Below are 12,203 nucleotides of genomic sequence, written 5' to 3'. Positions count from 1 at the left end.
GGGGTTTCTTTACATGTAAAGCGCTCATTTTTCGGTATATTTGCGTGTGTAATGTGAGTTGAGCATAGTTTTTATGAGCGCGATCGCAAACTCTAACCACCCCGAAGACAAGCCAAAGACTTCGCGAGTTCAATCCTATTGGCGTACTATCAATTTTCCTTGGAAAAAGTTATCCAGCTTAGTGATGGCGATCGCCCTGTGCTTCTCCCTGACAGCTTGCGGCGGCGATAAGAAGCCAGTAACTAAAGCCCCTGTCAGTAAATTTGAATCGGTCAACATTACCGAAGTTTCACCTCCCGCCGAAATTCAACGATTGAACAGCCTACTTGAGCGCTATGAACCTCAGGTGAATATCGTTAGCCCCAAACTTGACGAGGTACTCAGCAACGATCAAGTATCAGTCAAATTTGATGTCAAGAACTTACCAATTTTTAAAAATGCTGAATTTGGACTTGGCCCCCATGTCCATGTGACCTTGGACAACCAAGAATATAAAGCGCTTTACGATCTCAACCAGACTGTTACCTTTGATCATCTCAGTGCAGGTACACACACAATTCGCGCCTTTGCCTCGCGCCCTTGGCATGAAAGCTTTAAAAATCAGGGAGCCTATGCTCAGACAACTTTCCATGTCTTGACTAAGACTGGCGAAAATACACCCGAACCTAAAGTACCCCTGCTCACCTATAGCCGTCCTGTGGGAACCTATGGTGCAGAGCCAATCATGCTCGATTTTTATCTGCAAAATACTCCACCGCATGTTTTAGGAAAGGATGATGAGTTTGTTGATGATTGGCAAGTTCGCGCCACCGTTGACGGACAAAGCTTTACCTTCGATCGCTGGGAGCCAATCTATCTCAAAGGTTTCAAAACTGGTCAGAACTGGGTAAAACTCGAATTGCTAGAACCCGATGGCGATGCGATCGCAAATGTATTTAACAGCACTGCCCATGTGATTAACTATCAACCCAATGGCAGTGATACCCTAGCGCGTCTAGTCAGTGGCGAAAAAATTGCCAATATCGATGCGATCGTCGATCCTAATTACGTGCCGCCAACTCCTGAGCCAACTCCCACCCCTGAGGAGTCAGTTGCTCCAGTAGTTGCACCAGTGGAACAGCCCGTCACAACGCCTAAGCCTGAATCCACTACTGCTGCACCAACCGCTGCACCTAAGCAAGAAGAAACCAAGCCCGTTGCCAAGGAATCGCCAGTAATTCCTGTAGTGCCAGTGGTTCCCGTTGCGCCTGTTGCTCCTGCACCTATCACTACTAAAATTGTCCCGATTGCACCGATCAAGGCTCCTGAACCAATCAAGGTTGCCCCAAAAATTAAAACTGAGCCTGTGAAAGCTGAGCCTATTGTGGAGCCAGTTAATCTCGTCGTAACACCAGTCCCCGTCAAGATTGCACCTAAAGCTGCTGAACCAGTTAAGCCCGCACCTTTTAGACTCAGGACAACACCTACCACTGAACCTAATAAATCGATCGCACCAAAAGTTGAGCCGATAGCTAAGCCCGAAGCAACAACTCCAAATGCTGCAAAGTCTGAGCCTGCCAAGGATAAAGATGTGGTAGAAACCGTTCAAAAGACTGCACCCGCAACTAGTTCACCGCGCAACTATCTCAAAAATTACTTTGAGTCCCGTAAAGCCAACACGCCAGTGCCTCAGACTGAATCTAAACCAGATGCTAAAGCAACTGAGTCCAAACCAGCCGAGAAGACTGATGTTAAATCAACGGTTATTCCCTCTGTGCCTAGTGATCTATCTGCAACTAAGTCAACACCAATTAAAGTTTTAGCTAACTAACCCTTAACAAAAAGCCAGTGGTGGCGCTTTGCGCCGCCACTGGCTTTTTGTTTGGTTTATAAGTTTGCGCTAAATCGCTATTTGCAGTAAGTGCAGTAAAGGCGATCGCTTATAGTTAATCTTACGATTAAAATAAATTGAGATGAGTGATCACAGGAGTGAGCCTAATGACTCAGGCAATTGCACGAAAGATATCGCTGTATGACTCCGATCTCAATTTGTGGTTAGAAACTGCGATCGCACAATTGAAAACTGGCAATTTACAAGATCTTGATATTGAAAATCTAATAGAGGAGTTAGAAGGTTTGGCTGGCAGAGATAGGCGTGAGCTAAAAAACAGTCTGACCACACTTATCGAACATCTTCTAAAACGCTGTTATGTTAAGAGTGAGTATGACTACGCTGGTTGGCAAACTACGATCGCAAGAACACGCATCAGAATTAGGGATATTCTCAGACAGTCGCCTAGTTTAAAAAATTATGTGAATAGTCCTGAACTGTTTCAGCAATCATTTGAGGACGCTTTATTTATCGTGAGATCGGAAGTTGTTTATAAGTCTGTTGATTTTCCTGATAGCTGGGAATTTAATCAAGATATTGAATCAATGCTTAGTGTGAATTTTTGGAAATAAAGGGCTATCTCTATTTAATAAATCATTACAAAGTGATCGCTATTTGCTAAAGGTAAAATCGCGATCGCTTGAAATGATGTCAAACAAATGCTTGGTTTATGAGGTTGGGCATTGGTCAGCTAATCAGCGATGGGTGCTGAAATGCTTATTTCGTAGTGACAAAAAAGGCGCAAATACGTCGATCACGCTTTAACTGACCAGCGCCAAATCTAAGCGATCGCCTTTAGCTTGCATATAGATTAAAGAGATGATCGCCTCAACTAATTGCTCTTGAATTTCATGGTGCAGGCGCACCATGAAACATACCTTCCGTACTCAAATCCTCATCAAGATCTTCCCAGTGAATACCATAACCATCACCGCAAATTTCCCACCTAGCAAGCTGCTCAATAGTTACATTCAATAACCTCGAATACCACACCACACTAATGGGGCTACAATTGTCCGCCCATCCATCAAATCAACGCTGATCGTAGACTTTTCGTCTTAAAGCAAAAAGCATGAAAATCGGCACTAAGTGCCGATTTTCATGCTTTTTGGGTTTATGTTCTAATCTGCAAAGCTTTACAGAAAATCCACTTAGCGTAATTAACCCATTTGACGACGTAGAGCTTCTAGTTCAGCATCAATAGCCTGACCAACGCTGGGCTTCACTGAATCAGAGGGAGGCAAAGCGCCTTGAGATGCAGGGCTACCTGTCATCATTTTGGCTTTGAGGGCTGCCAACTCATCATCAACCCCACTGCCAGCCTCTAGCTGAGCAAACTGAGACTCTAGATTGTCCATACCCAACTCAGCACTAGCACTTGCCTTAGCTTCTGCCATCAAGACACGCTCTTCCATGCGTTCAAAGGTAGCCGCCGCCGAGGTTGTATTCACCTTGCCCAACATATTGTTGAGGTTTTCTTGGGCTTTTGCCGACTGCATCCGCGCCTTGAGCATTTCCTTCTTGGTTTTCGCCTCAGAAATTTTGCCTTCGATCGCAATTAAATTTTTCTTGAGCAGTTCCACCTGCCCTGATTGCTGATCCAAACCAGCCTTTAAGGTTGCCGCCGAGTCAGCATGGGTTTTCTTGCGATTTAGGGCTTCTCTAGCTAGGTTTTCATCCCCCTTTTGGAGAGCTAGCATAGCCCGCTTTTCCCACTCTTGGGCTTGAGTGGCACTTTGATTATATTGTTGCTCTTGGCGCTTGAGGGCAGCCATTGACTGCGCTACAGCTTGGCGCAATTGCACCAAATCTTCCTGCATATCAATGATTGATTGCTCCAGAATTTTTTCTGGATCTTCAGCAGCCGAAACCATTGCATTTACATTGGACTTGACCACCATACCAATGCGATCGAGTAATCCCATAATCTTGTCCTTTGCGTTAGGGAGTAAATTGTTTACATACTATCATGAACAAAAAACATCGGCGGCACTATGCACCACCGATGTTTTTTATAGATATTCTGATATAGCAGCTCCGGGATTTGAACCCGGGACCTACGGATTATGAGACCGTCGCTCTAACCACCTGAGCCAAGCTGCCGTGCATTTCTTACTATAACATAACTGATGTAAATTTTTAGCAACATTGTTTGGGAATTGTTGAAGAATTTTATTGCGATCGCAGCAGCCACGATAAAGGCGCAATCGCGTCCCCGCAACGTACTAAAATGGCTCGTAGAGAAAGTTTCAACATCTCTGAATCTCTATCTATTGCATAGTTAAATTTCTAGTCTGTACAAATCCAAGGTCAAAAAAAATCTATGGTCGCAACCCCTAACACCACGAACGCAGCCACTCCCGCTTTTTGTGAAGGCATTCAGTATTTTGGCGAACCGTTGGAGGGGTTCGACGAGCTAGGGCGCGTGCCAGTGCTTAGTCCAGATAAGTCTGGCGTGAGCGATCCCAATGATCGCGCTGCGGTATTCCAAACCTTACTTGCCGCCGATGCCCTGCGTTATCTCACCTTGCAAGTTACCGCTAGTAAGGCATCGGGACATCCTGGTGGCTTTGCCAGTAGTGCCGAAGCTGTCGCCGCATTTTACATGCTCGGTCACAAAAATATGCCTACCGAAGTGGGACACCATGCCCCTGGTTACTACAGCGCCATGTTCCTCGATCGCTCCCTTGAAGACATGGGCATTAGCACCGTAGCGCAAATGCGTGAACGATATCGCGAAAAACACGGCTTACTGGGTCACTTGTCTGGCTTCATCCCTGGCATTCTTGCCCCTGCTGGCCCCCTCGGACAGGGACAACATTTTGCGATGGCAGCAGCATTGTTGCACCGTAACAAACTTTTCCCCGTAACCATGGGTGATGGTGGCATGGGTGAACCCTACCCCATTAGTTCAATTGCCCATTTCCACACGGCCTATCCTGAAGTTACCAACTTTGTGCCAATTCTGGTGTGGAATGGCTTCAGCCAAGAGCATCACAGCATGGTTTCGACCAAGACCAATGCCGAAATGATTGCATTTTGGAAAGGTAATGGCTTTGATGAAGTAATTCTGGTTGATGCTAAGGATTTTGATGATCAAAATCAAGAGGGCGCTTATGTTGATAGCACCGTGTTCTCCCTAAAGCAACGCTTAGCCTTCACCGAAGCAGTGTTGGTGGGCGCAGATAAGGCCGCAAAACTTGCTTTTGGCGGCAAGTTGACCGTATTTATCATCAAGCAACTCAAAGGTGCTGGAGTCCACGCACGCGGCGCAAAATCCCATAACCTCTATGCTCACCATACCCTTGAAAACCCCGATGTCGTCGCTGGATTAGTATCCCGTGCGCTCAATCCTGAAGCATGGCAAACCGTTCGCACCAACTTGGAATGGGCTGGTGGCGGCTCTTCTTCTAAAACGGCGGTGACAGAATCTGTCCTCGCTTTAACCGATTTAGGTACTTTGCCCTTAGAAGAATATGCGGCTGGAGAAGCAAAAATTTCGACCACAGCCATGGGTCGCTTAGTGGGCTATGTCGGACAAACTGATAAAAGCTATGTGGTCACTAATGCCGATGGTAATGAGGCTTCGGGCATTGCCAATATTAACCAAGCTCTGAAAATCAATCACCCCACCACCGATGCTCTCTACAATCAACAACCAGGCGGACAGGTCTATGAACCTCTCAACGAAGATGCCTGTGCAGGTTTAGCCGTTGGTTTGTCCTTGTTTGGCAGCCGATCTCTGTGGTGTTCCTATGAGTCCTTCGCGATTAATGGTCTACCGATTTGGCAGACAGTCACGCAGGCGATGGCAGAGTTGCGCCGTTCTACTCCTGCAACGGTTTGCCTCTTCACCGCAGGTGCTTTAGAGCAAGGTCGCAACGGTTGGACACACCAACGCCCTGAAATTGAAGGTTACTTCGCCGCCATGATGCGTAATGGCAACGTGTTCCCTCTGTTCCCACCTGATGCTAATAGTATTCAAGTTTGCTATGACTGGGCGTTGAATGCTCGCAACAAAGGTATAGTGATCACGGCTAGCAAGTCACCTTTACCAATCCGCACCACCTTTGAGCAGACCCGTAAAGCTCTTGAAGACGGTGCAATTACTTTGCAAGAAACTGCGGGTAATAAGAAAGTAGTCTTCGCAGTCATTGGAGACATGATGCTTCAGCCAGTCTATGAAGCTGCCCAACAGCTTGCTGAGCAAGGAATTGGTTCTAAGATTGTTTCCATTGTCAGCCCTCGCCGCATCTATCGCGCTTCCGATGTGGCTTGGGATACTTGCTCAGAGCCAGATGGCAAGTTCCTAACCGATGCTGAGTTTGAGTCTTTCTTTGGTGGTGATGCTTTACTCGGTGTCATTGGCGGCGCTTCGTCGATGCTAGAACCAGTCATGCTTCGCAGTAATAGCAAGCGCGATGTCTTTTCATGGAAGCGTGGTGAAACCACAGCATCCGCAGGTCAGTTGTTTGACTTCAATGGTATGAATGCATCTGCGATCGCGACTCGTGCCAAGCAGTTGATTGCTTAATTTGAACTGTAGCTAAAAAAATCCTCACTCGTTTATGACGAGTGAGGATTTTTTTATAGCTAATCAAGGAAACATAAGTGCTGCCTTGATTTTGAGGAAAAGTTAGGAAGTAGCTAAAGTCCGACGCTTGGTGACCATACGGAATGCTTCGATAACATCGCCTTCCTTCCATGACGAGAACTTAGCAAGAGAGATACCGCACTCAAATCCAGAGGCAACTTCCTTCGCATCATCCTTAACCCGTCGAAGTGAGTCAAGCACAGCCGTATGCACAACTTCATTACCGCGCTTAACACGGACATTACAGTTGCGGATCAACTTGCCATTCTGGACATAGCAACCAGCCACAGCACCCTTACCGATGGTAAAGATCGCGCGGACTTCTGCCTGACCAAGATACTCCTCGACCATTTCAGGATCGAGTAAGCCTTCCATCGCATCTTGAATATCTTCCAAGAGCTTATAGATGACGTTGTAATCGCGGAAATCGACACCCATCTCATCGGCAGCCTGTCTTGCTCCAGGAGCCATGGTGGTATTGAAGCCAAGCACAACTGCTGAACTCGCTGCCGCCAAACTAATATCGTTTTCGGTGATTTCCCCAGGCGCAGATAGCAAGATCCGTAGTTGTACTTCACGCTGAGGTAGTTGCGCTAATGAGCCAAGAATTGCTTCGAGAGAGCCTTGTACGTCTGCCTTGAGGATAATATTGAGTTCCTTGAGATCGCCTTCCTTGACCTTTTCGGACAAAGTTCCGAGGGTGACACGACGGGATGCCATCGCTTGAATCAAGCGGGCTTGGCGTTGATCCATCGTGCGTTGATCGGCAATCGCACGGGCTTGTTTTTCATCAAGATAGACCTCAAACTCATCACCTGCCGCAGGTACATCGCCCAAACCAAGGACTTCCACCGCGAAGGATGGAGACGCTTTATCGACCCGCGCACCGCGATCATCGACCATGGCACGCACCTTACCAAAGGCTGCACCCGCCACAAAGATGTCACCAACGCGCAATGTACCGTTTTGGACGAGTAAAGTGGCAACAGGTCCCTTCGCCTTATCAAGGTGGGCTTCAATGACTGTACCCTTCGCAGTACGGTTGGGGTTGGCTTGCAGATCTTCAACTTCGGCAACCAATAAGATCATTTCCAACAGGGTATCGAGATTTTCTCCACGAATTGCACTGACTGGAACCATGATCGTATCGCCGCCCCATTCTTCAGCTACAAGGGCATATTCAGTCAATTCTTGACGAATGCGATCGGGTTGCGCCTCAATCTTGTCCACCTTGTTAATAGCGACCACAATTGGCACTTTAGCTGCACGGGCATGGCTAATTGCTTCAATAGTTTGCGGTTGCACACCATCATCGGCAGCAACCACTAGCACCGCAATGTCAGTAACCTTAGTTCCTCTTGCCCGCATTGCCGTAAAGGCTTCGTGTCCAGGGGTATCAAGGAAGACGATCTGTTGATCTTGACCATTATGCTCAACATCAACGTGGTAAGCACCGATATGCTGCGTAATCCCACCTGCTTCTCCTTGGGCGACCTTACTCTTGCGAATCGCATCCAATAAAGTGGTTTTACCATGGTCAACGTGACCCATGATCGTGACAACAGGGGGACGACGTTGCAACTTATCAAGGTCGTCAACTTCAATCATCTCGGTCTTCAGCGCCAGCTCAACCACTTCAGGGGCATGGACTTCATAGCCCAATTCCGTTGCTACCATCTTGGCAGTACCCACATCAAGGGTCTGGTTAATATTCGCCATGATCCCCTTCATAAATAGGGTGCGAATTACTTCAGTTTCCGAAAGTACCAAGCGCTTAGCCAGTACCGCCACGGTCATACCTTCTTCAATTTCTACAGAAGTTGGCTTTTCGGGAACGACTTCAACTTGATGATGGCGACGATCACGACTTGGTGCAGATTTCTTGCCCTTTTGAGTTGGCTTAATGTCAGCCGCCATGGTGGGCTTCGCTGGGACAGTTATTGCCTTGGGTCTAGCCGTTGGACGCGCTAGGGATAGACTGATCTGTGCTAGCTCATTGGCAGCATCAGTCGCATCATCATCATCGTCATCATCAAAATCACGCAGATATCGCTTGGGTTTGTTCAAGCGATTCTTTTCCTTCAGTTCTAGTAAATCCTTTTCTTCCTCTTCCTTAGATTTACCCTTGCGCTTATTAGCTTTATTTGGCAAGGTGGGTTTCTCTAAAAGCTCAGGTAGAGTTGGCGGACTAAAACCGCCAGCACTTTCAGGCTTCTTGCCTGTTTTATCGGCGATGACAGGCTTTTCTGGCGCACGCATCAAAGTTGGCATCGGTGGACGCAAATTATGGGGTGGCTCAGTGGGTGCAGTGATTCCCCTCTCGATCAGTACCGAATCTTTGACTAGTTTAGGCCCACGGGTTTGGGGTCTACCCGCCGCAGGAGCCGCCGCCGCAGGAGCTTCCACAGGACGATTTAGTTTAGGGCGCTCAGGCTTGTTGATTCTTATTGCTTCAGTTGGGCTATTAGCTTCATTCTTATCCTCGTCAACGCGAGCTTTTGCCGCAACCTTTGGCTCATCATTAGGTCTAGCCACAGGAGGTTTAGGTGCAATCACTGCCTTCGGTGTAACGGCAACAGGAGTTTTGGGACGCTCTGGCGCAACGGGTTTGTTTAGCTTTACCTGTGGTGGTGACACACTTACTAATGCTTGCTTGGGAGGAACACGTTCAGACTTGTCCGACTGTGGCGATCGCTCACCCCTTGTCATGTCTTTGCGGGGTGTTTGATCCTTGGCTACAGCTCCTTGCTTGACAGGTGCTTCCTTGGGTATAGATACAACTTTGGGAGGTACAGGAACCGCTACAACTTTTTCAGGAGGCTTAGGTAGTGATGGAGGAGGAGTCAACTCTGCCCTAGGTTCTGATGGCGATGCGGGCTGAGAGTCTTTGCTTGCTTTAGGGGTGATTGGTGTGGTCAATGCAGGTTCTGAAGTCAATTCGATTTTAGGTGCAGATGTGATTTCGGACTGTTCCCCTTCTGAAGAAGGACGACTGGGAGGCTTAACTAACGAAGGAGCATGAGGCATGGGCGAAGAAGAATTATTAGTGGCAGTTTGGGCAGGAGATACAGAGCTAGGCTCGGCAATTGGACTGGGTGAGTTAAGGGGTGGCTGAGCTTCTACATTGTCAGAGCCTGTGCTTAGCCTAATCGTGGGCTTGGTGACCGCCAAAATTTGTTGTTTGGCAGTGCGAGCTTCAGATTCTTTGGGTTTGGCTGTCGCGGTTGTCTTCTTATCAGAAGCTTTGGGCTCAGCTTTGGGATGGTCTTGAGGGGCTTTGATGCGAACCAATTCCGCCTCGGATTCTGTAATTGTACTACTATGACTTTTGACAACTATATTTAGTTGTTCGCACACTGCCATGACATCTTTGGTGTCAAGGTCTAGCTCTCGTGAGAGTTCATATAGTCGAACTCGATTGCTTATACTCATTGCTTACTCTGCCCTGCGAAACTGTTTTAGGTAACGAAATTGAATTTACATAGAAGTTGCTTCCTATCTTTTGCTAGGTTGAATTACATTGACTGAATTACATTGACCATAGTTAATCTTAGAAGCGCCTAGCTATTCCTGCTTGAACAGGTTTAGCCTGAATTTAGGTGTCAAGTTGGTTTCAACTTGGAGCTGAAACTACTATAGCTATTATTACCCATGCAACCTAGTAATAAGAGCATTTAGCAAACTTGACTCATAAATTTTGGCAAAATCCCACTTAGTCTACTAGCTCTTGTACATTAACCTTAAATACACCCCAAATACAATTTTTGGGTATTGGTTTTAGCGAGATCGCGCCTATGGAAACTGTTACAGTTATTTACATTAATTTACTTTGATGTAGGATCGAGTAGTCGCGAAATGTTTTGCCCCTGATTGTTTTGCCCCCTATTGTTTTGACTTTATGACCAACGTACCCGTCTCTCGTATTCGTAACTTCTCGATCATTGCCCATATCGACCATGGTAAGTCAACGCTTGCCGATCGCTTGTTGCAATTTACAGGCACGGTGGCAGACCGAGATATGAAAGCCCAATTTCTCGACAATATGGACTTAGAGCGAGAGCGCGGTATTACCATCAAACTACAAGCGGCAAGAATGAAGTACCAAGCCCTTGATGGTGAGGAATATACAATTAATTTAATTGATACCCCAGGGCATGTGGACTTTTCCTATGAGGTGTCTCGTAGTTTGGCGGCTTGTGAGGGGGCTTTGTTGGTAGTGGATGCGTCACAGGGGGTAGAAGCGCAAACTCTGGCTAATGTCTACTTAGCCTTAGAGAATAATTTGGAAATTGTGCCTGTTCTTAATAAAATTGATTTGCCCGGGGCAGATCCCGATCGCATTGCCCATGAAATTGAGGAGCTAATTGGCTTAGATTGTGTGGATGCCATCCATGCCTCGGCAAAGCAAGGGATCGGGATTCGCGAGATTTTGGAATCAATCGTTTCTAAAGTGCCAGCACCAAAAGATACCGTTGATCAGCCTTTACGGGCTTTGATTTTTGATAGTTATTATGATGCCTATCGTGGTGTCATCGTCTATTTCCGTGTTATGGATGGCACGGTCAAAAAAGGTGATCGCATTAAATTTATGGCATCGGGTCAGGAATATGTAATTGATGAGTTAGGCGTACTTGCCCCTAGCCAAATCCAAGTCGATGAATTACATGCAGGTGAGGTGGGTTATCTTGCTGCGGCAATTAAAACCGTAGCCCATGCGCGGGTTGGTGACACGATTACTTCGGCGGTTGACTCTGCACCTGAGCCATTTCCGGGCTATGAAGAAGCAAAACCGATGGTATTTTGCGGCATGTTTCCCACTGATGCCGATCAGTTTGAGGAGTTGCGTGAAGCCTTAACTAAACTCAAGCTCAATGATGCGGCTTTAAATTATGAGCCAGAAACCTCTAACGCGATGGGCTTTGGCTTCCGTTGCGGATTTTTGGGGATGCTGCATATGGAGATTGTGCAGGAAAGGTTGGAGCGTGAATATAACCTCGATTTGATTGTGACTGCGCCATCGGTGGTTTATCAAGTGACGACCAATAACGACGAGATCTTGATGATTGATAACCCTAGTGAATTGCCTCCGCCTAATTCACGGAAATTGATTGAAGAGCCATACGTCAAGCTAGAGATTATGACTCCTCAAACTTACATTGGGACATTAATGGATCTCTGTGTGGCGAGACGCGGCGTATTTGTTGATACTAAGTACATCACCACTGAGCGGGCAACTTTAATCTATGAACTGCCTTTGGCGGAAATGGTGACGGATTTCTTTGATCAGATGAAGTCGCGTACTAAGGGCTATGCCAGCATGGAGTATCAAGTCATTGGCTATCGTCCGAATGATTTGGTGTTGGTGGATATTCTGGTTAATGAAGAACCCGTCGATGCTTTAGCCTGTATTGTCCATCGTGACAAGTCCTATAATGTTGGTCGCGCTTTGGTTTCTAAACTGAGGGAACTGATTCCTAAGCAACAATTTCAAATTCCAATTCAGGCGGCGATCGGCTCTAAGATTTTGGCGCGGGAAAATATTTCGGCATTGCGTAAAAATGTGTTGAGCAAGTGTTACGGCGGTGATATTTCTCGTAAGAAGAAATTGCTAGAGAAGCAGAAGAAAGGTAAAAAGCGGATGAAGTCGATTGGTACGGTGGAAGTACCACAAGCCGCCTTTATGGCAATTTTGCAATTGAATGGTGATTGATACAGCGCTTTGTGCTGAATTAAAAAACA

Annotated in this window: 6 protein-coding genes, 1 tRNA gene and 1 pseudogene; 4 read left to right on the top strand and 4 right to left on the bottom strand. The window is 46.8% G+C overall.

What is annotated here, in order from left to right; all coding sequences use genetic code 11:
• Positions 1-73 precede the first annotated feature (73 nt).
• Positions 74-1,810, top strand: coding sequence for a hypothetical protein (locus H6F41_RS02335; protein ID WP_190401862.1), 1,737 nt, complete (start codon positions 74-76; stop codon positions 1,808-1,810).
• Positions 1,811-1,977: 167 nt separating this feature from the next.
• Positions 1,978-2,442, top strand: coding sequence for a DUF29 domain-containing protein (locus tag H6F41_RS02330; protein WP_190401861.1), 465 nt, complete (start codon positions 1,978-1,980; stop codon positions 2,440-2,442).
• Positions 2,443-2,719: 277 nt separating this feature from the next.
• Here the strand turns inward: H6F41_RS02330 and H6F41_RS19310 are convergent.
• The 3 genes and pseudogenes from H6F41_RS19310 to H6F41_RS02315 all read right to left on the bottom strand — a co-directional run.
• A pseudogene (locus tag H6F41_RS19310) lies at positions 2,720-2,922 on the bottom strand (DUF2442 domain-containing protein); the annotation flags it as partial.
• Positions 2,923-3,030: 108 nt separating this feature from the next.
• Complete coding sequence (locus H6F41_RS02320; RefSeq protein WP_190401860.1) at positions 3,031-3,795, bottom strand: PspA/IM30 family protein; 765 nt, start codon at positions 3,793-3,795, stop codon at positions 3,031-3,033.
• Between the two features lie 104 nt (positions 3,796-3,899).
• Positions 3,900-3,973, bottom strand: a tRNA-Met gene (locus tag H6F41_RS02315).
• A 220-nt stretch (positions 3,974-4,193) separates the two neighbouring features.
• Between H6F41_RS02315 and H6F41_RS02310 the strand changes: the two genes are divergently transcribed.
• Complete coding sequence (locus H6F41_RS02310) at positions 4,194-6,404, top strand: phosphoketolase family protein (RefSeq protein WP_190401859.1); 2,211 nt, start codon at positions 4,194-4,196, stop codon at positions 6,402-6,404.
• 102 nt (positions 6,405-6,506) lie between these two features.
• Here the strand turns inward: H6F41_RS02310 and infB are convergent, their stop codons facing one another.
• Positions 6,507-9,896 carry a translation initiation factor IF-2 gene (infB, locus tag H6F41_RS02305; RefSeq protein WP_190401858.1) on the bottom strand — a complete coding sequence of 1,130 codons (3,390 nt, stop codon included), beginning with the start codon at positions 9,894-9,896 and terminating at the stop codon, positions 6,507-6,509.
• A gap of 466 nt (positions 9,897-10,362) precedes the next feature.
• Between infB and lepA the strand changes: the two genes are divergently transcribed.
• Entirely contained in the window at positions 10,363-12,174 is a 1,812-nt protein-coding gene (lepA, locus tag H6F41_RS02300; protein WP_190401857.1) for a translation elongation factor 4, read from the top strand.
• Positions 12,175-12,203 lie beyond the last annotated feature (29 nt).

The sequence above is a fragment of the Pseudanabaena mucicola FACHB-723 genome (assembly GCF_014696385.1).
Taxonomy (GTDB): domain Bacteria; phylum Cyanobacteriota; class Cyanobacteriia; order Pseudanabaenales; family Pseudanabaenaceae; genus Pseudanabaena.
The sequence above is the reverse complement of the archived record's forward strand: the minus strand, read 5'-3'. Positions and strand labels throughout refer to the sequence as shown.

What these genes read in the sequence shown, in the direction of transcription:
- infB (WP_190401858.1), bottom strand. Translation starts at nt 9,896, where the DNA reads ATGAGTATAAGCAATCGAGTTCGACTATATGAACTCTCACGAGAGCTA.
- H6F41_RS02330 (WP_190401861.1), top strand. Translation starts at nt 1,978, where the DNA reads ATGACTCAGGCAATTGCACGAAAGATATCGCTGTATGACTCCGATCTC.
- H6F41_RS02310 (WP_190401859.1), top strand. Translation starts at nt 4,194, where the DNA reads ATGGTCGCAACCCCTAACACCACGAACGCAGCCACTCCCGCTTTTTGT.
- H6F41_RS02320 (WP_190401860.1), bottom strand. Translation starts at nt 3,795, where the DNA reads ATGGGATTACTCGATCGCATTGGTATGGTGGTCAAGTCCAATGTAAAT.
- lepA (WP_190401857.1), top strand. Translation starts at nt 10,363, where the DNA reads ATGACCAACGTACCCGTCTCTCGTATTCGTAACTTCTCGATCATTGCC.
- H6F41_RS02335 (WP_190401862.1), top strand. Translation starts at nt 74, where the DNA reads ATGAGCGCGATCGCAAACTCTAACCACCCCGAAGACAAGCCAAAGACT.